This is a genomic window from Halalkalibacter urbisdiaboli (genome assembly GCF_002156385.1).
Taxonomy (GTDB): Bacteria; Bacillota; Bacilli; order Bacillales; family Bacillaceae_D; genus Halalkalibacter_A; species Halalkalibacter_A urbisdiaboli.
Map to the genome: position 1 here is coordinate 1,101,620 of NZ_MVJM01000002.1, position 20,711 is coordinate 1,122,330.

The 20,711-nt window shown below is 43.5% G+C and carries 20 protein-coding genes; 1 reads left to right on the plus strand and 19 read right to left on the minus strand.

Annotation, left to right across the window (positions count from 1 at the left end; all coding sequences use genetic code 11):
- Window positions 1-171: 171 nt before the first annotated feature.
- From B1R93_RS13085 to prfA, 14 genes are all read right to left on the minus strand, one after another.
- Window positions 172-1,131 (minus strand): nuclease-related domain-containing protein, encoded by a 960-nt coding sequence (locus tag B1R93_RS13085; protein ID WP_165763813.1) that lies wholly within the window; start codon window positions 1,129-1,131, stop codon window positions 172-174.
- 228 nt (window positions 1,132-1,359) lie between these two features.
- The gene (wecB, locus tag B1R93_RS13090) at window positions 1,360-2,505 is read right to left on the minus strand and encodes a non-hydrolyzing UDP-N-acetylglucosamine 2-epimerase (RefSeq protein WP_088104390.1); all 1,146 of its coding nucleotides are present in this window, start codon (window positions 2,503-2,505) and stop codon (window positions 1,360-1,362) included.
- A gap of 27 nt (window positions 2,506-2,532) precedes the next feature.
- The gene (gene upp, locus B1R93_RS13095) at window positions 2,533-3,162 is read right to left on the minus strand and encodes a uracil phosphoribosyltransferase (protein ID WP_088104391.1); all 630 of its coding nucleotides are present in this window, start codon (window positions 3,160-3,162) and stop codon (window positions 2,533-2,535) included.
- Between the two features lie 143 nt (window positions 3,163-3,305).
- A complete protein-coding gene (glyA, locus tag B1R93_RS13100) occupies window positions 3,306-4,556 on the minus strand; it encodes a serine hydroxymethyltransferase (protein ID WP_088104392.1) in 1,251 nt (416 codons plus the stop codon).
- 117 nt (window positions 4,557-4,673) lie between these two features.
- On the minus strand, window positions 4,674-5,240 hold the full coding sequence (locus B1R93_RS13105; RefSeq protein WP_088104393.1) for a TIGR01440 family protein: 567 nt from the start codon (window positions 5,238-5,240) through the stop codon (window positions 4,674-4,676).
- 21 nt (window positions 5,241-5,261) lie between these two features.
- Window positions 5,262-5,699 (minus strand): ribose 5-phosphate isomerase B, encoded by a 438-nt coding sequence (rpiB, locus tag B1R93_RS13110; protein ID WP_088104394.1) that lies wholly within the window; start codon window positions 5,697-5,699, stop codon window positions 5,262-5,264.
- Between the two features lie 37 nt (window positions 5,700-5,736).
- On the minus strand, window positions 5,737-7,038 hold the full coding sequence (locus tag B1R93_RS13115; protein ID WP_088104395.1) for a methyl-accepting chemotaxis protein: 1,302 nt from the start codon (window positions 7,036-7,038) through the stop codon (window positions 5,737-5,739).
- Between the two features lie 24 nt (window positions 7,039-7,062).
- Window positions 7,063-7,500, minus strand: a complete 438-nt coding sequence (locus B1R93_RS13120; protein ID WP_088104396.1) for a low molecular weight protein arginine phosphatase — start codon at window positions 7,498-7,500, stop codon at window positions 7,063-7,065.
- 115 nt (window positions 7,501-7,615) lie between these two features.
- The gene (locus B1R93_RS13125; protein WP_088104397.1) at window positions 7,616-8,158 is read right to left on the minus strand and encodes a manganese efflux pump MntP; all 543 of its coding nucleotides are present in this window, start codon (window positions 8,156-8,158) and stop codon (window positions 7,616-7,618) included.
- A gap of 110 nt (window positions 8,159-8,268) precedes the next feature.
- The gene (locus tag B1R93_RS13130; RefSeq protein WP_088104398.1) at window positions 8,269-9,300 is read right to left on the minus strand and encodes an L-threonylcarbamoyladenylate synthase; all 1,032 of its coding nucleotides are present in this window, start codon (window positions 9,298-9,300) and stop codon (window positions 8,269-8,271) included.
- Window positions 9,301-9,506: 206 nt separating this feature from the next.
- Window positions 9,507-9,968, minus strand: coding sequence for a GNAT family N-acetyltransferase (locus B1R93_RS13135; protein ID WP_088104399.1), 462 nt, complete (start codon window positions 9,966-9,968; stop codon window positions 9,507-9,509).
- Between the two features lie 73 nt (window positions 9,969-10,041).
- A complete protein-coding gene (spoIIR, locus tag B1R93_RS13140) occupies window positions 10,042-10,683 on the minus strand; it encodes a stage II sporulation protein R (RefSeq protein ID WP_088104400.1) in 642 nt (213 codons plus the stop codon).
- 75 nt (window positions 10,684-10,758) lie between these two features.
- Entirely contained in the window at window positions 10,759-11,619 is an 861-nt protein-coding gene (prmC, locus tag B1R93_RS13145) for a peptide chain release factor N(5)-glutamine methyltransferase (protein ID WP_088104401.1), read from the minus strand.
- Between the two features lie 4 nt (window positions 11,620-11,623).
- Window positions 11,624-12,694, minus strand: coding sequence for a peptide chain release factor 1 (prfA, locus tag B1R93_RS13150; RefSeq protein WP_088104402.1), 1,071 nt, complete (start codon window positions 12,692-12,694; stop codon window positions 11,624-11,626).
- 172 nt (window positions 12,695-12,866) lie between these two features.
- Here prfA and B1R93_RS13155 point away from each other — a divergent pair, with 172 nt between their 5' ends.
- A complete protein-coding gene (locus B1R93_RS13155) occupies window positions 12,867-14,180 on the plus strand; it encodes an FAD-dependent oxidoreductase (protein WP_088104403.1) in 1,314 nt (437 codons plus the stop codon).
- Between the two features lie 177 nt (window positions 14,181-14,357).
- On the opposite strand, the gene B1R93_RS13160 is transcribed toward B1R93_RS13155, so the two are convergent.
- The 5 genes from B1R93_RS13160 to B1R93_RS13180 all read right to left on the minus strand — a co-directional run bounded on the left by B1R93_RS13160 (window position 14,358) and on the right by B1R93_RS13180 (window position 20,691).
- Window positions 14,358-14,831, minus strand: coding sequence for a hypothetical protein (locus tag B1R93_RS13160; RefSeq protein WP_088104404.1), 474 nt, complete (start codon window positions 14,829-14,831; stop codon window positions 14,358-14,360).
- Window positions 14,832-14,950: 119 nt separating this feature from the next.
- The gene (locus B1R93_RS13165) at window positions 14,951-16,594 is read right to left on the minus strand and encodes a glycerol-3-phosphate dehydrogenase/oxidase (RefSeq protein ID WP_088104405.1); all 1,644 of its coding nucleotides are present in this window, start codon (window positions 16,592-16,594) and stop codon (window positions 14,951-14,953) included.
- Window positions 16,595-17,225: 631 nt separating this feature from the next.
- Window positions 17,226-18,716, minus strand: a complete 1,491-nt coding sequence (glpK, locus tag B1R93_RS13170; protein WP_088104406.1) for a glycerol kinase GlpK — start codon at window positions 18,714-18,716, stop codon at window positions 17,226-17,228.
- A gap of 410 nt (window positions 18,717-19,126) precedes the next feature.
- Window positions 19,127-19,678 carry a glycerol-3-phosphate responsive antiterminator gene (locus B1R93_RS13175; protein ID WP_088104407.1) on the minus strand — a complete coding sequence of 184 codons (552 nt, stop codon included), beginning with the start codon at window positions 19,676-19,678 and terminating at the stop codon, window positions 19,127-19,129.
- A 20-nt stretch (window positions 19,679-19,698) separates the two neighbouring features.
- Window positions 19,699-20,691, minus strand: coding sequence for a LacI family DNA-binding transcriptional regulator (locus B1R93_RS13180; RefSeq protein ID WP_088104408.1), 993 nt, complete (start codon window positions 20,689-20,691; stop codon window positions 19,699-19,701).
- Between the last annotated feature and the right edge of the window lie 20 nt (window positions 20,692-20,711).

Consider the following 20,711-nt stretch of genomic DNA (forward strand, 5'->3'; position numbering starts at 1 on the left):
TAGTATGGGACAGATTAAGGATTTTCATGTATTGGAGTGTTTTAGATAAGGTTTAAATAGGTACTGCTCTAGGTTAGCGGGTGGGTTAGCGGCGTTTTCGGGCGGGTTATCATCATTTTTTGGGAAGTTATCATCATTTTTGTGGGAATTATCATCATTTTTGCGAATTTATCAGCAAATCGTATAAATCCGCGCCCTTCCTGCCCCAGTCGAGGGCAGTCCCATCGCTTGGAGTAATCGTTTTGCAACATGCGGGTCGGTGAGCAACCAAAAGTCTCTTGCCTCTTTATTCGTAATTTCGCGTTTGATAAGGAGAGAGTAGTCATAAATTGCAGGAATATGGGCGAATTTATGCTTGTCTTTACAGGATGGACAATACCAGGTTGCAAGCTTTCGACGTAAAGGTAGAGTGTCGCAGCTAGGACAGAATATTCCTTTTTTCAGCTGTTCAGGAGTCATCTGAAACTGACTTAAGATCGCAGGGTTTTCAGGGGTATGACTCTTCTTAAGCTGACGCGAGAGTTTCAAAAATTGTTTTGGTGATAATGCTTCATTCCTATACTCTGTTTCAAGCTGGGCGATTTTAAACGGGAGGAATTCTTTGCGGATTAATGTTTTTGATATGCTTTGATTCGTTTCTGCTGTGCGAATGACAGAATTGCTGTTACTAATCACGATTAATGCCTCAATCGGAACACGAGGAATTTTTTGCTTTGTTAGCCATGTTTTTAATTGTTCTTTCTGTCTTTGGATTTGTAGAAATGGATCAGGAAAGCCTTCCTCCTGTTCATCCTTAGTACGAATTAGTTGATGAAAGACCGGGTCGAAAAATAGCGTACCCATCATATTCTTCACTTCTAAAATTAGGATAAGGGATGGAGATAACAGGAGCGTGTCCATTTGAAAAAAGCTGTTTTTGTGAGGGAGTCGAACATTGTGGAGAATGGCATACTTTTTCTCGGGGAGAAGGTCGAGATAGTAGTCTAACGATTGCTCTCCTTTATAGCCTGCGATACTTCTTGCTAACTGCTCATTTATTTGCTGATATTTCGGATGCGCGTGCGGCGTCCTGCGTATTAATGCTTCTAGTTTTTGTAATCGGATTGGCTTTTCACGTTCTTTGACAATCAATAGACCACTTCCTTTTCTATAAAACTTCTTTAAAATTGTTCGGCTTACTTCTCCTTAATTCCTCTTTCGGCATGAATTTTTTAGGAAAAACCTTTTTTCATCATTTTCGGAGTTTTATCATCACATCTATGAGATTTATCATCATTTTTAAAAATATATCATCATTTTTCTGATTTTATCAGCAAAAACAAATCCCCCCTCCAAAAAATGAGGGGGGATTATCACCATTTACGGACGGAATGATTCCGGCCGGAGCTCGGTTTGTTTGAAATAATATTTCAACGCTGCGACGATTCGTGCAGAGGCTTCGCCGTCACCGTATGGATTGGAGGCTTTGGCCATGTTGTCATAAGCAGCTTTGTCAGTTAATAATTCATTTGCTAAGTTAAAGATCACATCTTCATCCGTTCCTGCTAGCTTCAGCGTTCCAGCCTTAATTCCTTCTGGGCGCTCAGTTGTGTCACGTAATACTAACACTGGTGTACCAAGGGAAGGTGCTTCCTCTTGAACACCACCGGAATCGGTTAAAATAAGTTCGGACCGTGCCGCAAAGTTATGGAAATCCAAGACTCCGAGTGGCTCGATTAAATGAACACGGTCATGACCTTTTAGCACTTCTTGGGCGATTTCACGGACTGCTGGATTTAAGTGAACGGGGTAAACGACATGGGCATCCTGATGCTCATCGATTAATCGACGAACCGCACGGAAGATGTGACGCATTGGTTCACCAAGGTTTTCACGTCGATGAGCAGTTAATAAAATTAGACGTCCGTTACCAATTTGATTAAGCATCTCATGCTGATAATCGTCGCGTACCGTTGTTTTCAACGCATCAATCGCTGTATTTCCGGTAATAAAAATCGACTCTTCGTTTTTGTTCTCTGCCTTTAAATGCTCCAACGCTTGTTCTGTAGGCGCAAAGTGCAGGTCGGCTAGTACCCCTGTTAGCTGGCGATTGGCTTCTTCAGGAAACGGAGAGTATTTATTGAAGGTACGCAAACCCGCCTCAACATGGCCAATCGCAACTTGATTGTAATAAGCAGCTAAGCTTGCAACGAAACTCGTCGTTGTGTCACCATGGACAAGCACGATATCAGGCTTAAGCTCTTTAATAATCTTATCCAAACCTAACAAAGCGTTTGTTGTCACATCCGCTAACGTTTGTCTTTCCTTCATAATGTTCAAATCAAAATCAGGTTTTATGTCAAATAACTGTAGGACTTGGTCAAGCATTTCACGATGCTGCCCTGTTACAGCAACAAATGAGTCAATCGAATCCTGATGTTTTTTTAATTCTAAAACAAGCGGTGACATTTTAATAGCTTCAGGCCTTGTCCCAAAAACGGTTAGTACTGTAAATTTTGAACTCATCCGAATCATTATCCTTTCTAGAAGACATTATTTTGTTCCGAACAACCTGTCGCCAGCGTCACCTAAGCCTGGTACGATATAGCCTTTTTCATTAAGCTTCTCATCAAGTGCCGCTAGGAAAATATCGACATCTGGGTGTGTTTTTTGAATCGCAGCAACGCCTTCTGGTGCAGCAACAAGACACATGAGCTTGATCGAGTTTGCGCCACGCTTTTTCAAACTGTTGATTGCTTCTACGGCTGAACCGCCTGTTGCCAGCATCGGGTCGATGACGATAAATTCACGCTCATTCACATCTGTCGGAAGCTTTACATAATACTCAACAGGCTCAAGCGTCTCCGGGTCACGGTATAGACCAACATGTCCTACCTTAGCAGCTGGAATCATACGAAGGATTCCGTCAACCATTCCTAGGCCTGCGCGGAGAATTGGAACAAGGCCAAGCTTCTTTCCAGCAATAATTTTTGACTGAGCTTGAGCGACTGGGGTTTCAACGGTTACATCACGAACTGGTAAATCACGTGTAATTTCAAAGGCCATTAAGCCTGCAACTTCATCAACAAGCTCTCTAAATTCTTTCGTTCCTGTTTCTTTATCACGTATGTACGTTAGCTTATGCTGAATGAGTGGGTGATCAAAAACAAATACTTTGCTCATTATTAACTCCTTTTCATCTCTGACCATAATCAGGATGTCGAATTTCTGTCCTTTGAAATTTTACAGAAAAAGCGCTGAGCAATCAAGCCTGTCTTTCACAATATGAAAAAAAGCTGGACGCAGACGGCCCAGCTTTTTCACTATTACTTATATTCTAGGTTAGGATACATTGGGAACTTCGCTGTTAATGCGTCAACACGCTTGCGAGCTTCCTCTTGCTTTTCTTCGTTATCGACATGCTTTAATGTTAATGCAATAATGGCACCTAGCTCATCCATTGCTTCCTCATCTAAACCACGTGACGTAACAGCAGCTGTACCGATACGGATTCCGCTTGTAACAAATGGCTTTTCAGGGTCGAATGGGATCGTGTTTTTGTTCGTTGTAATTCCTACTTCATCAAGAGCGTGCTCAGCTACTTTACCTGTAAGGCCAAGAGAACGCAGGTCAAGAAGAAGAAGGTGATTATCCGTTCCGCCAGATACGAGGTTAATGCCTTCGCTCGTTAATTTTTCACCGAGACGCTTTGCATTTTTAATAATGTTTCCAGCATATGTTTTGAACTCATCTGTTAACACTTCGCCGAACGCAACAGCCTTAGCTGCGATTACGTGCATTAAAGGACCACCTTGAATTCCAGGGAAAATCGACTTGTCGATTGCTTTGGCGAATTCTTCTTGGCAAAGAATCATTCCTCCACGAGGTCCGCGTAATGTTTTATGTGTTGTTGTTGTTACAAAGTGACAGTGAGGAACTGGATTTTCGTGTAGGCCCGCTGCAACAAGGCCAGCGATATGTGCCATATCAACCATCATGTATGCGCCCACTTCATCAGCGATTTCACGGAATTTCTTGAAATCAATAGCACGCGGGTATGCACTCGCACCAGCAACGATTAGTTTCGGCTTATGCTCTTGTGCTAATTCGCGAACGACATCATAGTCGATTTGTTGTGTTTCTTTATCAACACCGTACTCGATAAAATTGTATTGAACACCACTGAAGTTAACCGGGCTACCGTGTGTTAAGTGTCCACCGTGAGATAGGTTCATTCCTAAAACCGTATCACCTGGCTCTAAAATCGTGAAGTAGACAGCCATGTTTGCTTGTGCACCTGAGTGAGGTTGTACGTTCACATGCTCAGCACCGAAAATTTCCTTTGCACGATCACGAGCGATATCTTCTGCGATGTCAACATACTCACAGCCACCATAGTAACGACGTCCAGGATAGCCTTCTGCATATTTGTTTGTTAATACAGAGCCTTGTACTTCCATAACAGCTTCACTTACAAAGTTCTCTGATGCAATAAGCTCAATCTTGTCACGTTGACGGCCAAGCTCTTGCTGAAGTGCAGCAAATACTTGCGGATCTTGTCTCTTTACATTCTCCATTCTCTTACCCCTTTCACTTACACCATTCGGATTCTCTAACATTTTTCTATCATTTCAATCATATAGTACCACAAGATCAAATGAATTTCCGTATTATTTCATCATTTTTATAAAAAATCATTCATGTTCCATATTTCGTTCGTAAACAGCGCGAACACCGCCAATTAATTTCGGCCGTGTCATTGCCATTGTCAGATGCGCTTCACCGATTGAGCGAATCTTGCTACGAACAGGGACAACAACTGGGCGCAAATGCATCCCAATGAAGGTGTCTCCAATATCGATACCGACCTCAGCGTTAATCGTCTCAACTAAGACAGGCTTGTCCATTTTTGAAAAAGCAAAAGTCGCCATCGCCCCTCCCGCTTTTCGAATTGGAATAGCTGAAACTCGTTCATAACCGCGCGCATTTGCTGTCTCTTCTTCTAGCACTAATGCTCGGTTTAAATGTTCACAGCATTGAAAGGCGATCTGAATCCTTGTTTGCTGCTGGATTTCTTTTAATGCAGAATAAATCACTTCAGCTACTTCATGCGAACCATTTGAGCCAATGTGCGAACCAATCACTTCACTCGTGCTCGTTCCAACTACGAGCAACATATCCGCTGTAAAAGGCATTGCTTCCTGCAGGTCGGCTAACGCCTGTTGCACCTCGCTCTTAATAGTTTCTGCTGAAAGGCTCATGAAAACGACCTCCCTTTATTCTTAGCCTTCGTATTCAGTAATCTTTCCTACACGATTCGCATGGCGTCCACCTTGAAATTCAGTTTCTAACCACACCTTGGCAATTTCACGAGCAAGTCCACCACCAATGACACGTTCACCCATCGTTAAGATATTGCTGTCATTGTGCTCACGCGTTGCTTTAGCACTGAATAAATCATGAACGAGTGCACAGCGAATACCTTTTACTTTGTTTGCTGCAATCGACATGCCAATTCCCGTTCCACAAATTAAAATCGCACGGTCAAATTCTCCGTTTGCAACCTTCTCAGCAACTGGTAATGCATAGTCTGGGTAATCAACCGACGTTGTGCAGTCACAGCCGAAATCTTCATACTCCAGTCCCATTTCCTCTAATAAATTACGAATCTCTTCTTTAATATTTACTCCGCCGTGATCGGAGGCTAATGCTACCTTCATTTATTATTCCTCACTTTTTTTAAAATTTTCAATCTTATTATTCTATTGTAAATCGTTCAATCGTTTCTTTTAACTTTTTTGCTTGGTTTGATAAAATTTGGGCCGTATTACTCATTTCCCGAATAACGGACTCCTGTTGCTCTGTCATCGACGTCACCTCTAAGGAACCGGCAGAAGTCTCCTCAGCGATGGCTGCTACTTCCTGTGTCTGTCTTGTTGCTTGGCTAATTGATTGCATTTGGCGCTCCATCATAGACGAAATGTCATGAACGACAGCAGCAACCTCATGAACCGATTTTTCCATTTCAGCAATCGAGGCATTTGTCTCTGTTCCACGCTCTGATTGCTCATTCGCGACGTTCACTTGCTCACTAATTTGTTCTACTACATTTTTCACTTCTTGCTGAATCCGGTGAATCAGATCGGTTATCCCCTTTACCGCTTGAGCGCTTTGGTCAGCAAGCTTGCGAACCTCATCGGCGACGACCGCAAACCCTTTGCCGTGCTCACCGGCACGCGCTGCTTCGATCGAAGCATTTAACGCAAGCAAATTCGTCTGTCCTGCGATATCACCTACAAGTGAAATAATCTCACCGACCTGCTTTGCCTGATCTTCAAGCTGGCCGACAGCCGTTAACGATTTCTCGTTATCCGTTGCAAGCTGTTTAATGCCTTGGACAAGAGAGTTGACAACTTCGCGACTTGCCGCTAATGTTGACACCATTTGCTCTGATGATTGTTTTGGTGTCTCTACCCGAGCTTGTACTTCTTTTGCAATTTGCGTCACATCTTCCATCGCTTCTGCCGTGTGTTGAGTAGCATTTGCTGCGCTTTCCGCACCTTTTGCTATCTCTTCCATCGTAGAACCAATGTGCGTCGCCTTTGCTGCCGCCACTTCAGAAGCAGAGGTAATTTCTGATACTTTGATATTCGTTTCTTTAAAATTTTCATCAATATCTTTAACCATATGGCGAAGACTTTTTAACATTTCGTTATAGGCAAGACCGAGTGCGCGAATTTCATCATCTGATTTGCTCACGTTAATATCATCATGAATATCGCCAGCTGCTGCACGTCTCGCAGCTTCTTCAACTTCACGAATTGGGTTTGTAATATACGGCGCTGCTAAATAGCCAAGAAAGCTACTCCATAAAATACCTAAAAGCAACGTAAAAATAATCACAGCATCGCCACTAAGCCCGAGCATATTTTCTAAAACATCAGCTAAATAAAAAATAAAAAATGCACTACACCCAAACGTAACAATGGCTAGTCCGCTTATCCCGATGACTAGCTTTTTACGAATACTTGCCCGATATTTCTTTTTCTGTTCCCCCATCTTGCTTACGTTCCCCTCTCATTTCTAACGTTCAATTAAACGTTCGATGCATTGCTCAATTTCCTGAGCAGTATGTTTGTATGCTTTTAATGGTCCACCAATCGGATCTGCAATATCAGGAGCCCCATCTTCAGATTGAACGTAACCCTTTAGTGTATAAACCTTTTCCTCAAATTCCGGAAAATTACTTATTACTAGGTCACGATGCCCACCTGTCATCGTTAAGACAAGATCAGCCCAATCTAACAGCTCCTCCGTCACAAGCTGTGCTTTGTGCTCCGTTTTAATCCCGCGTTCCTCAAGCACACGGCGCGTCCCCTCAGAGGCTGGGCTTCCCGAAAAAGCATGTACTCCAGCCGACTTAACATCGAAACGAGTCGTTTTCTCTTTTAAAAGCGCTTCGGCCATTGGACTACGACAAGTATTTCCGGTACAAACAAAAAGTACGTGTTTAACTGCCATTTCCTACGTCCCTTCTTTCAAAATCATGCATTTCATTTACTCCACTTGCACTATATTTCTCTCTTTTCATCATATTATCATACTAAATTGGAAAACTGTATAGCGTGTCCTTGGATTAGATTGGTAAAAATAATTTAACACCAAAGCCGATCAGAATACAGCCTCCAAGTAGTTCTCCGTAAGACCCAATAAGGTGTTGAAAACGAGCCCCCATCAATAATCCTAGCCAGGAAAGGACCATACTTATAACCCCCATCATCACTACAGTGAGGACCATTTGCGCCCCAAGCATCCCTAAGCCTAGCCCAGCTGAGAAGCTATCAAGGCTCACACTAACTGCAAAGAACAGCAAGCCCCAGCCAGTCGTTTTAACCATTGACCCCTCTTCTTCTTTAAAGGCGGACACAACCATTTGCAAGCCAATGATAAAAAGAAGTCCACCACCAATAAATGTAGCAATCATATCAAAATATGTAGAAAGCATTTTCCCGGCAACAATACCGAGTAAAGGCATGAGAACATGAAATACACCAACGGTCACTCCTATATTTAAAATCTGCTTTAAGCGAAGACCTAGCATCCCCATTCCAAGTGCTACAGAAAAAGCATCCATTCCTAATGCTCCCGCCATAATAAAAAGCGTGAAAAATTCATCCATTTCATCCACTCCTTGAACATGCTAGTTCAATCTATGCAAGTCCAAGGAAAAATAGACAATCTATCTTTAAGAATACTCGAGAGAAACGCTCTAGCCTTTAGCCGCAAACTTTACTTTCCAGCGGCTTTCGAGAGGCGGTTCATAATCGCCACGCCGACACCTTCTTCTGGAAAGATTTCAGAGAAAATAATATCGACTCCTTCATGATCAAATTGACGCAGGCTTCCGTAAAGATGGGTCGCTACTGTTTCAAGCTGTTCTCGTTTTCCACACGCAATAACAGAATCCGCTCGATAATCCTCCTTCGCTTCCTCTGTTGTAAGAACCCCTACCTTCTTCCCCCGCTTTTGCTCGTTATCCACATATGCTTGAATGAGGCTTTTATCCTCAACTAAAATCAGTTCACCCTTTGGCGCATAATGGGTATATTTCATCCCCGGAGAACGCGGAGCCTCGTCATTCCGATGCAAGGCAGGGTCGACCTCGATCTTCCCAATCACTCGCTCAATATGTTCCTTCGTGACGCCACCTGGTCTATATAAAACAGGAATGTCAGACGTACAATCTAACACGGTAGATTCAACACCAACCCCTGTTAAGCCACCATCAACAACACCTGCAATTCTTCCAGCTAAATCATGATAAACGTGCTCTGCCTTTGTCGGACTCGGCTTCCCTGAGAGGTTTGCACTCGGAGCGGCGACTGGGACCCCAGCCTCAGCTAGAACGGCAAGTGCGACCGGATGATTCGGAATCCGAACAGCAACAGTAGGAAGTCCTGCCGTCACACTCGGGGCGATCCCTGCTTTTTTATGAAAAATTAACGTAAGTGGTCCTGGCCAAAAGGCATCCATTAACATGTTAGCCTTCGCAGAAACGTCACGAACTAACTCGGCTAATTGCTGGCGATTTGCGATGTGGACAATAAGGGGATTATCACTCGGTCTCCCTTTTGCTGCAAAAATTTTCTTCACCGCAGCTTCGTCCAGTGCATTCGCACCAAGGCCGTATACCGTTTCAGTCGGAAAGGCCACAACCTCACCTTTTTTTATCCACAAGCCCGCTTCCTTTAATTCCGCATGGCTCCGACTCTTATCTTCACTGTTATCCACAGTCCACATTTTTGTTTGTTTATAACTCATTACTCACCTCTCCTGTCTCTTTCATTTTGCAAGCCTTGTCTATCATTGTCAAATGACCTATGTCATTTCGACTAAAACCGCTGATTTTTAAGGATTTTTTATCGTTTTATATCCTGAATTCTTCGTTGATTCGACAACTTCCAGCGAAAAAGCAAAAAAACAAGTTACCCACACATGTGGACAACTTGTTAATAACTTTCTATTTTTTATGAGTTATTCACATGTTGGTTGTCTAATTCACACGCCCAAATTCTCGTATCTGGACCTTTGTTTTGTTGATAATGCTTCGACCCTTGAATCTCAGTCGGCAAGGACGGTGCTTGTACCTCTTTAAAGCCGAGCTGTTGAAACAGAGGGTTGGTCCCTTTTGCACATAAATAGACCGTTTGAATGCCTTGCTCCTCGGCATAGGATAATGTCACTTGTAAAAACTCCAAGCTGAGCTGGCCTGTCCAAATCGGTGAGTTTAACACGAGCGAGCGAAGCAATCCATACGAATCGTACTGCTCCATTCCGACGGTTCCAATAATCTCCTCTTGCTCGTTTTCCACAACGAGAAATTGAGCAACATGCTGGTCAAGTCCGTCCTCTGTTAACCCCGCTTTGGCAAGTAGACGTTGTATCGGTAATAAATCTTTAGTATTTGCTTTGCGAACGACAATACTCATCACAATCACTCCTTCTAGCATCCTACTCCACTATTATGAGAGGATTGGACAAGTTATGCCTATCATTCTAAATTTAAGCATTTTTTGACTCATCTGAAAAGATTCGGTCCATTAATGATGTAAAGATTTCAACAAGGAAAAAGGAAACCTCTATTTCTTCTCGCTCTTCAACGATTTCCGTCTCCGTTTCTTCTTCCTCTTCTGCCTCTACGGCTTCACCGTTGGCCATATCTAGGAAACATAATGGTGGAAATAAAACACACCACCAGTTTTCACCTTTTCCTTCGCCTAGTGTAATAAGAACAGCATTATAGTAGCCCGCAGGATAGACAATGTTTCCATACACTTTTGTCGGGAATTGAACCTCATCAAAGGATACTTCATACGTTTGGTCTAATCCTTGCTTTTCTAGTTCGTTTGCAACAATCGCTTCAATTTCATCTAAATTGCTTTGAATAGCTTCCTTCGCTGCCTCTAGGTCTTGAACATCTGTAACCCATTCTGTAATGGCTTTATTGACTTTATCACGAATGTCTCTTTTTAATGCTTGGTCTTTAATAGAATCACTATTTGCTAGAATTCGAAGGCGAATCGCCTCGTCTTGGCTTACTTCCTGATGAAGGCTGTTTACAGCCTGCGCATTGTGTGACTCCCAGCTAACTAATAATACAAATAAAGAGAATAATAGATAAATGATTACGTTTTGTTGTTTCATTTTTTAGCACCGCCCTTTCATCACCTATTGTGGACAGGGCGGCGAAAATCTAAACCTAGTTTTTTAAAATTTTTTTCATAGGGACATATCACCGTATGCTAGAACGATTCGGTCCTTGCCATTAATGTCATCACGAACCTCAGTCGTTGCCCGCGGAAAGGCAGTTTGAAGCAGCTTCCGGACAGTTTCTCCTTGACCCATTCCAACCTCAAAGCCGACTAATGCTTTCGGCTGAACAACATTAGGGAGCTCCTCAATTAGTCTCCGGTACAGCACATAGCCATCCTCTCCACCAAACAGTGCAAGATGAGGCTCATGCTCGCGGACATGGACAGCTAAGTCGCTTTCTTCATGCAATGGAATATACGGTGGATTAGAGACGATTACATCTAGTCTTTGTTTCTTCTCTATAAAAGGCTGAAGTAAATCGCCTTGGAAAAACTCAATGTGAGCATGAAGGTTCTCAGCATTTTGCTTTGCGACCACCAGCGCCCTTTCCGAAATATCCGTTGCATAGACCTTACTATTTTCTGCTTCAAGTGCCAGCGTAATCGCAATCGCCCCACTACCTGTCCCAATATCGGCTATTTGTATGGCACGATCTGAAAAGAGCGCCTGCTTCTTTTGTAAAATCGCAAGTACAAGCTCCTCGGTTTCTGGTCTCGGAATTAACACATCACTATTCACCGTAAAGCGTCGACCATAAAACTCCTCATAGCCGGTTAAGTGCTGAACAGGGATCCCGTTCGCATACGCGTGCACATCGTTCTTAAAGCGATTCCAAACGTCCTCTTCAAGTGGATCACGATAGCGTAAAAGTAGCTCCGTCCTCGTCACATCTAGGTGATGACGCATGAACCATTCTGCGGCTGGCGGCTCTAGTTGACGTTCTTCTAAAAAAGAAGAAGCCCAGTTGAGGGCTTCGTAAACAGTCATCATCTTACTCTTCCGCCCGTTGCATCATTTCTGCCTGCTCTTCAACAATTAACGCATCAATGACTTCATCAAGCTTTCCTTGTAAAATTTGATCAAGCTTTTGTAGCGTAAGCCCAATCCGGTGATCTGTTACACGGCTTTGCGGGAAATTGTACGTACGAATCCGTTCAGAACGATCCCCTGTCCCAACAGCAAGCTTCCGGTTTTGGTCATACTCTGCCTGCGCTTCTTGCTGGAACTTATCATACACACGTGCACGAAGAACCTTCATCGCTTTTTCCTTGTTTTTAATTTGCGATTTTTCGTCCTGACACGAAACAACCGTCCCTGTCGGAAGATGTGTTAAACGAACAGCCGACATCGTCGTATTAACACTTTGTCCACCTGGTCCACTTGATGCAAACGTATCAACACGGATATCCTTCTCATGGATTTCAATTTCAACTTCTTCCGCCTCTGGCAATACAGCAACCGTCGCTGTAGACGTATGAATCCGACCACCTGATTCTGTCGCCGGTACACGCTGCACACGGTGTGCCCCATTTTCATACTTCAATTTCGAGTACGCGCCTGCGCCATTGACCATGAAAATGATTTCTTTAAAGCCACCGAGCTCCGTTGCTGTAGATTCGATAACTTCTGTACGCCAGCCTTGTGCCTCAGCATAACGAGAGTACATCTTATAAAGGTCACCTGCAAATAGCTGCGCTTCGTCCCCGCCAGCAGCACCACGAATTTCGACGATAACGTTCTTATCATCATTCGGATCCTTCGGTAAGAGCAAGATTTTCAAACGAGCTTCAAGCTCTCCATGACGAGTCGACAGCTCCTCAATTTCCTCTTTCACCATCGCATACATCTCATCATCGAGCTTTTCATCTAGCATCGCTTTTGCATCTTTATACTGCTGTGTTACTTCCTTATATTCACGGTAAACTTGTACAGTTTCCTCAAGATTAGACTGTTCCTTTGAATATTCACGTAACTTTTTTGAATCATTAATGACATCAGGATCACTAAGTAATTCATTTAAACGATCATAACGGTCTTCTAACGATTGTAAACGATCAAACACGGCTTTCACCTCATTAAAGTTTCCAGTGCATAACGGTCTAATTATAGTATATGGGCGGGTTTGGGTCAATGTGAACACGAGCGCAAACCGTTATTAATGGATTGATTTGCTAATTTTAGGGAATAGTGTGTGTAGGAGAATGTATTTGTATGTAGAAGAGGTGGTTAGAAGCATGAAATACGTCATTATCGGAGGCGACGCAGCCGGGATGAGTGCGGCAATGCAAATTGTCCGAAACGATGAGCAAGCTAGAATTACGACGCTTGAAAGAGGCGAAGTCTACTCCTATGCACAATGCGGAATTCCATATTACATAAGCGGTGTTATTACTGAGAAAGAAAAGCTAATCGCCCGTACAGTCGATACGTACCGAAAAAAACATGGCATTGATGCAAGAGTCAATCACGAGGTAACTGGCATCGACCCTAAAGCCAAAAAAGTATCCGGTGAAAACTTTGAAGTTGAGTATGATCGGCTCCTTATTGCGACTGGTGCCAGTCCTGTTGTCCCAAATTGGGAAGGTGTCGATTTACAGGGGATTCATACAGTCAAAACCATTCCCCATGCAGAAGCGATTATGTCTGATTTAAAACAGGATGTAAAAAAAATCGTAGTCATCGGCGGCGGCGCTGTCGGCTTGGAAATGACCGAAAACTTTGTTGAACTCGGTAAAAAGGTTACAATTATTGAACGAGCATCGCATCTTGCCAAAAGCTTTGATAAAGAACTTGCAGGTGCCATTCACAAAGAAGCCGAAGAGCACGGTGTGAACGTCATCTTAAATCAATCCGTACAATCCTTCAAAGGCAATAACAAAGTCGAAGCTGTCATAACCGACCAACAAGAGATTGAAGCTGATCTAGTCCTTGTGGCGATTGGTATTAGACCGAATACCGACTTTTTAAAGGATAGCGGTCTTCACCTCGAGGAAAGTGGCGCGATTAACGTGAACGCCTATATGGAAACGAATCTTCCTGATATTTATGCAGCAGGCGATTGTGCAACTCAATTTCATCGTATGAAGCAGAAGGCTGATTATTTCCCACTCGGGACTCATGCCAATAAGCAAGGGCGTTTAGCTGGATTAAATATGGTCGGGAAAACCCGTGCCTTCCAAGGCATCGTCGGCACATATATTATGAAATTTTTTGATTTAACACTTGCGAGTACTGGCTTACCTGAGGAGGAAATTGAAAAGCTTGGCTATCCATATAAAAGTGTTCAAGCCGACTTCCCCGATATTGCAGGCTATTATCCCGGTAAGGAACGCTTAATGATTCGAATGCTTTACCATGAAAAAACAGAGCAATTACTAGGGGCCCAGGTTATCGGGAAAGCCGGCGTTGATAAACGAATTGACGTTCTTGCCACGGCCCTGTTTAACAATAATACGATGACCCAGCTCGAGGATCTCGATTTGGCTTACTCACCTCCGTATAACGGTGTTTGGGATCCGATCCAACAAACAGCGAGACGACGAGGTTAAAGAACAAATCTGCAAAGCTGTTTGTTTCAAGCGATGTGTGAAGCCACTGCCGTCCTTTTAAGCCAATAGGAGCGGTTTTCTCCTATTGGCGCGCAGTGTGCGGAGCCATCGCACTTCCTTGAATGCCTTTCATGCTTTTTATCCTTATCTTTTTAAGAAAAACTCTTAGCCCTAGAGCTAAGAGTTTTGATCATTTTCGTTAATATGGATTTGATAACGAGGAATTTGCCTTTTGAACTCTTGTCTCAAAGCTTTCATTTCTTTCTTTTTTTCATCCTCATCCATATCCTCTGGAACGGTTAAATTTATCCAAGCGTGACTTCCCATGATAATAACCATTCCCGGCTGGAACGGAGAGTCCTCTACGACACCTCGCAAGGTCACTTGGTCATCTCCCATTGTTTGACGGTTGGCGTCCATCGTCCGAAAGCTTGTTCCTGTTGTATTTTCCTGACCGCGATGACGATAGGTTGGTAGCTTATCCATCCCATGGTAATTCGCCGGTCCAGGTCCGAGCAACCCGTACGTAATCTGGTCCATGGACGGTTGTGTTGCCCTCATCTGCATCCCTTGAGCCTCAGACTTTTCAGGCTCGTTACAGCCAGTCAGTAAAACCGCACCAACGACACAGCCTAACCAAAATCGTTTCATGTGAGCACCTCCTGCTACGTTAAGTAGGGCTGCATCTTTAGGTTGCCCACATGAACGAATTTACTACTCACAATAATGCCCAGTCCGACCTTACATAAAACAACGACATATTGCTTACGCTAATGAGTGTGTACAGCATCATGTAAATGCTTTTCTAGCTCCTGCGTTAGCTTTTCTTTTTCGTCATCACTCCATTGTAATTGGCGTGCTAGCCAATCAATAACTTGCTGCTTCCATTGCTGAACCCAATCAATATTAAAAAATAATGCGCTCGTTCGACGAATAAAGAAGTCAACCGGCGTGACCGTCATTTCTTCGTTTACAGCATAAGCTAGCTGCAAAAACAGCGCTAAAGGAAGCTCAGCATCTTGATTATAATGTTGTGTATATTCGAAAACTTGCTCAATATTGGAACCATATCTCCGTGCTAACATCGTTGATTCTTCTTCTGTTAGACCGAGCTTTACACCTTTTTCTATTTTTTCTTTCATGTATGAAGCAAATTGAGCTGAACCACCTACGTCTCCTCCGGAAATCGGGAGCGTCTTCGTGATACATGGTGAAAATAACGTTTGTTGCTCCTGCTTAAACTGCTCGGCAAGCTGGTTGACAACTAACTCAGCCATTTTTCGGTATCCTGTTAATTTCCCACCAGCGATTGTCATTAATCCCGATTCCGAAGTCCAAATTTCATCTTTTCTGGAGATTTCAGACGGGTCTTTTCCGTCTTCATGAATCAGTGGTCTCAATCCGGTCCAGCTTGATTCAATATCATCCACACGCATCTTTAAAGTCGGAAACATAAAATTAATCGCATCAAGCACATATTGACGGTCTTCACTGGTCATTCTTGGATGAACCATATCTCCTGTGTACGTTGTATCTGTCGTTCCTACATATGTCTTCCCATCCCGCGGAATCGCAAACACCATTCTTCGATCAGGCGTATCAAAATAAATCGCTTGCTTCAATGGAAATCTACTTTGATCAATAACAATATGAATTCCTTTTGTTAATTGAAGTGATTTTCCTTTTTTCGAGCCGTCCTTTTCACGGAGCGTATCAACCCAAGGGCCTGCAGCATTGACAATTTTCTTTGCATAAATTGAATACAGCTCACCCGACATTTGGTCCTTTACTACGACACCAACGACTTTCCCCTCTTCTTTAATAAAGTCCTCAACCTTCGCATAATTCATCAGGTCAGCCCCATGCTCACTCGCTTTTTTCGCGACCTCAATCGTTAATCTAGCATCGTCCGTCTTATACTCGACGTAATAGCCGCCACCTTTTAGTCCATCCTGTCTTAATAGCGGCTCTAATCGTGCTGTTTCTTCGGCTGTTAACATCGAACGACGCTCGTTGCGTTTAACCCCCGCTAAAAAATCATACACACGCAAACCAAGCGACGTTGAAAACTTTCCAAACGTTCCCCCTTCATGAATCGGCAGAAGCATCCACTCAGGTGTCGTTACATGCGGTCCATTTTCATATACAATCGCCCGCTCTTTTCCAACCTCTGCAACCATCTTCACTTCAAATTGCTTTAAATAACGCAAGCCACCATGAACCAATTTCGTTGAACGACTCGACGTACCAGCTGCGAAATCCTGCATTTCAACAAGCGCGGTTTTCATTCCACGCGTAGTCGCATCTAATGCAATCCCACAACCAGTAATGCCTCCACCGATAATAAGCACATCATATTGTTTATGATCCATCGTATTTAATAACTGTTGCCGTGTTTTACTTGAAAATGCCATCTTTTAGTCCCCCTATGGTTTCTCTCCTTGATGTTGTTGGCGCTGCTGCGAATCGTCTTTTCGAAGCTTGAGCCTCCCTGTGGTCGGCTGTCGGCGCGCAAATTACGCACGCCTCTTATAACCTGAGCCTCCCTGTGGTTGGCTGTCGGCGCGCAAAAACCGCACGCCTATACAAAACCTGAGCCTCCCTGTGGTCGGCTGTCGGCGCGCAAATTACGCACGCCTATACAAAACCTTGAGCCTCCCTGCGGTCGGCTGCCGGCGCGCAAATTACGCACGCCTATACAAAACCTTGAGCCTCCCTGCGGTCGGCTGCCGGCGCGCAAATTACGCACGCCTATACAAAACCTGAGCCTCCCTGTGGTCGGCTGTCGGCGCGCAAATTGCGCACGCCTATACAACCCTTGAGCCTCCCTACGGTCGGCTGTCGGCGCGCAAAAAACGCACGCCTATACAACCCTTGAGCCTCCCTACGGTCGGCTGCCGGCGCGCAAAAAAACGCACGCCTATACAAAAAAGAGACCACAAAAGTGCTTTTATTGTTATAAAAGCCTTTCGTGGTCTCTCCGTTTCTCCTACCAACATATTAACTTATTATTAGTATACTTGATTTTTCGGTTGGCGTCATTTGTTATTTAAATGCTATTGTGGCTTGAATCGCCTTTTTCCAGCCTGAATAGAGCTCTTCTCTTACAATTTCGTTCATTTTCGGAGCGTACGAATGGTCGAGGTTCCATTGTGTTGCAATCTCGTCTTTATCTTTCCAATACCCTACTGCCAATCCTGCTAAATATGCGGCACCTAATGCTGTTGTTTCGTTCACTGTTGGTCGTTCTACTGGTACATTTAAAATATCGCTTTGGAATTGCATTAAAAATTGATTGTGCACTGCTCCACCATCAACTCGAAGTGTGCGAAGCTCAATCCCTGAATCAGCCTCCATCGCATTAAGAACGTCACGAGTTTGGTATGCAAGTGATTCTAACGTAGCGCGAATGAAATGCTCCTTTGACGTTCCTCGTGTTAAGCCGAAAACAGCTCCTCTAGCATCGCTATCCCAATATGGCGTGCCTAGCCCAACAAATGCTGGGACAACATAAACTCCTTCTGTTGATGCCACTTTGTTTGCATACTCTTCACTTTGAGCAGCATCCTTTATCATTCGTAAGCCATCACGAAGCCATTGAATCGCAGAGCCTGCCACAAAAATACTGCCTTCTAGTGCGTATTCCACTTTGCCATCTATTCCCCAGGCAATCGTCGTTAACAATCCATGTTTTGAAGCAACTGCTTGTTCTCCAGTATTCATCAGCATAAAGCAGCCAGTTCCGTACGTGTTTTTCACCATTCCTTTTTCATAACAAGCTTGACCAAATAGAGCCGCATGTTGATCGCCTGCTGCTCCAGAAATAGGTACAGATTGACCAAAGAAATGATAATCAACGGTGTGTGCATACACTTCTGAGGACGATTTCACCTCAGGAAGCATCGCTTTTGGAATATCTAAAATCTCTAGTATATCCTCATCCCATTTTAAATCATAAATATTATACAAAAGTGTGCGAGAGGCGTTCGAGTAATCGGTTACGTGGGCTTTCCCTCCTGACAGCTTCCAAATGAGCCATGTATCAATCGTCCCAAATAAGAGCTCTCCTTTTTCAGCACGCTCCCTTGCTCCGTCGACATGGTCTAATATCCATTTAATTTTTGTACCTGAGAAATACGCATCTATGAGGAGACCTGTCTTTTCTTGAAACATAGCTTGATGTCCGTTTTCGATTAACTGATCACAAATATCTTTTGTTTGTCTTGATTGCCACACAATCGCGTTATAAATCGGCTTTCCCGTTGCTTTCTCCCACACAACCGTCGTTTCACGTTGGTTGGTGATGCCAATACCTGCAACCTCACTTGCTGTAATACCTGATTCAGATAGACAAGAGGCGATAACCGATAGAATCGAACTCCAAATCTCATTTGCATTGTGCTCTACCCAGCCCGGCTTCGGAAAATGCTGCTCAAATTCCTTTTGTGCCTTATAAACGATTTCTCCTTTTTTATCGAAAAGAATGGCTCTCGAACTCGTCGTCCCTTGATCTAAAGCTAACATATAGTTTCCCATCAGCACTCTTCCTTTCTCAAATATTAAAACCACTCGTGGCGCTTCAAAAGATGCAGCGGCTTCCGGCGGCCTTCGCCCTACTAAAAAGGGGAAACCCAGAGGACACTGAAAAAGGGTGCTTTTCCCTTTTTCAATGCCCTCGAAGCAATGTGCGGAGCCGTTGCCATCTTTTTAAGAGTCTGCTATGAGTGGATTTCTCATAGCAGACGAGCAACGTGTGGAGCCATTGCTACTTAATAAGAGGACACTGAAAAAGGTTGGTTTTTACCTTTTTCAGTAGCTTCCCACCCCTTTTTTGGCACGCCTCCCGCTCGCTGCTCGCACCACGACAAGCCCTCTCGTGGCGCTTCAAAAGATGCAGCGGCTTCCGGCGGCCTTCGCCCTACTAAAAAGGGGAAACCCACCCCTTTTTAGTAGGGCTTCCATAATGCGGTGTTTGTGGTGGTGATGGCGGTTGCGCCTGCTTGTAGGGCGTTGATGATGGCTTGCTCGTCATCGATCAGACCGCCGACAAGGATCGGGACGCCTGTTTTTTGTTTGACTTGTTTGATAAGCGATGGGATGACGCCCGGTAATAGTTCAATATAGTCAGGTTGTACTTTTGGTACTAATTTATAGGTCGTTTCTATTGCCGAGCTGTCTAGTAAAAAGACGCGTTGGATGGCATCGACCTTTTTTTTCTTTGCTGCTTGAACAGCGCCTGCTCGTGTTGAGATAATTCCCGCGGGTTTCATTTCTTGACAGAGAAATTCAACAGCGTGTTCATTTGGCTTTAAGCCGTTAATTAAATCAACATGTAAGATGACTTTTTTTTCTGCTTTTTTTATCGCTTCCACTATGGAACGTAGTTGACCGAGAGTACTGTCCAATAAGACACCATATTCATAATCACTTTTCAAAAAGGCCTCAAGTTGTTTCCACTCTCTGAACGCTGGTAGTACTTGTTGGTTTTTATAGGACATCGTCTGTCACTCCCACGTTTTTATCTGCTGCTTTTTCTAATAATAAGCTCTGTTGGAATGATTACCTTCTTCGGGATTTTTCGCTCAGAAATGCGCTCCATTAATAAATCAGCCGCGGTTTCCCCCATTAATTCTGTATGGATTTTCACTGTACTTAATGATGGATACACGTATTTCGAAACACTGACATCATTTAATCCGACCAACGCTACCCGATCCGGAACAACGATATTGGCTTCGTGAAGCGCTCGCAAGCTTCCAATTGCGACAGAGTCATTTCCTGCAAAGAATACTTCAGGAAGATGATCTCCTTGCTCTTGTACTAGCTGCTTCATTCCGTTATAGCCATCCTCTACCGAAAATCTTGGAATGATATGAATCCAATCTTCATTTAGTAATCCTCTTTCGCTCAGAAACTCCCTTACTGTCTTTTCGCGCAGCTCACCGTATTCAACCTTTTGATCTTTAAATGTTTTATGCCCACCGATATAACCGATTTTTTCGTAGCCTTTGTCAATGAGGTAGGTTAACACTTTACGTGTTGCTTCCTCAACATCAATTGTGACACTATCAAACAAATCATGATTTGGATTGAAATCAACAAAGACAATGTGCTCAGATAATTCTCTAAGTTGCTCCACTTCCTCCTCAGTAAACCGGCCAATCGCAATAATCCCATGTAAGTTTTCTTGCTTAATTTCATCATATTGATTATGGAAAAACTTCACCTGCTGTAGTTGATGGTATTGGCAACGCTGTTCGACTCCTAAGCGAATAGACATATAATAAAGGTCATCAATTTCCTCATTTTCGTTATAAGCACTAACGATGGCTACTTTTGATAAATCAGGATTATTCGTATATTTCTTTCGATAGGAAAGCTCTTCAGCTACCTGAAAAATCTTCTTCTTCGTTTCATCTGCTACGGATAACGTTGCATCATAATTGAGAACCCTCGATACCGTAGAAATCGACACACCTACTCTTGAAGCTATATCTTTAATCGTTGCCAATGTTCTCTTCTCCTCACATC

What these genes read in the sequence shown, in the direction of transcription:
- B1R93_RS13165 (WP_088104405.1), bottom strand. Translation starts at nt 16,594, where the DNA reads ATGGCATTTTCAAGTAAAACACGGCAACAGTTATTAAATACGATGGAT.
- glpK (WP_088104406.1), bottom strand. Translation starts at nt 18,716, where the DNA reads ATGGGAAACTATATGTTAGCTTTAGATCAAGGGACGACGAGTTCGAGA.
- B1R93_RS13130 (WP_088104398.1), bottom strand. Translation starts at nt 9,300, where the DNA reads ATGAGTTATAAACAAACAAAAATGTGGACTGTGGATAACAGTGAAGAT.
- rpiB (WP_088104394.1), bottom strand. Translation starts at nt 5,699, where the DNA reads ATGAAGGTAGCATTAGCCTCCGATCACGGCGGAGTAAATATTAAAGAA.
- B1R93_RS13175 (WP_088104407.1), bottom strand. Translation starts at nt 19,678, where the DNA reads ATGTCCTATAAAAACCAACAAGTACTACCAGCGTTCAGAGAGTGGAAA.
- B1R93_RS13155 (WP_088104403.1), top strand. Translation starts at nt 12,867, where the DNA reads ATGAAATACGTCATTATCGGAGGCGACGCAGCCGGGATGAGTGCGGCA.
- B1R93_RS13125 (WP_088104397.1), bottom strand. Translation starts at nt 8,158, where the DNA reads ATGGATGAATTTTTCACGCTTTTTATTATGGCGGGAGCATTAGGAATG.
- glyA (WP_088104392.1), bottom strand. Translation starts at nt 4,556, where the DNA reads ATGGAGAATGTAAAGAGACAAGATCCGCAAGTATTTGCTGCACTTCAG.
- B1R93_RS13115 (WP_088104395.1), bottom strand. Translation starts at nt 7,038, where the DNA reads ATGGGGGAACAGAAAAAGAAATATCGGGCAAGTATTCGTAAAAAGCTA.
- B1R93_RS13120 (WP_088104396.1), bottom strand. Translation starts at nt 7,500, where the DNA reads ATGGCAGTTAAACACGTACTTTTTGTTTGTACCGGAAATACTTGTCGT.
- wecB (WP_088104390.1), bottom strand. Translation starts at nt 2,505, where the DNA reads ATGAGTTCAAAATTTACAGTACTAACCGTTTTTGGGACAAGGCCTGAA.
- prmC (WP_088104401.1), bottom strand. Translation starts at nt 11,619, where the DNA reads ATGACTGTTTACGAAGCCCTCAACTGGGCTTCTTCTTTTTTAGAAGAA.
- B1R93_RS13105 (WP_088104393.1), bottom strand. Translation starts at nt 5,240, where the DNA reads ATGAGCCTTTCAGCAGAAACTATTAAGAGCGAGGTGCAACAGGCGTTA.
- B1R93_RS13160 (WP_088104404.1), bottom strand. Translation starts at nt 14,831, where the DNA reads ATGAAACGATTTTGGTTAGGCTGTGTCGTTGGTGCGGTTTTACTGACT.
- spoIIR (WP_088104400.1), bottom strand. Translation starts at nt 10,683, where the DNA reads ATGAAACAACAAAACGTAATCATTTATCTATTATTCTCTTTATTTGTA.
- upp (WP_088104391.1), bottom strand. Translation starts at nt 3,162, where the DNA reads ATGAGCAAAGTATTTGTTTTTGATCACCCACTCATTCAGCATAAGCTA.
- B1R93_RS13135 (WP_088104399.1), bottom strand. Translation starts at nt 9,968, where the DNA reads ATGAGTATTGTCGTTCGCAAAGCAAATACTAAAGATTTATTACCGATA.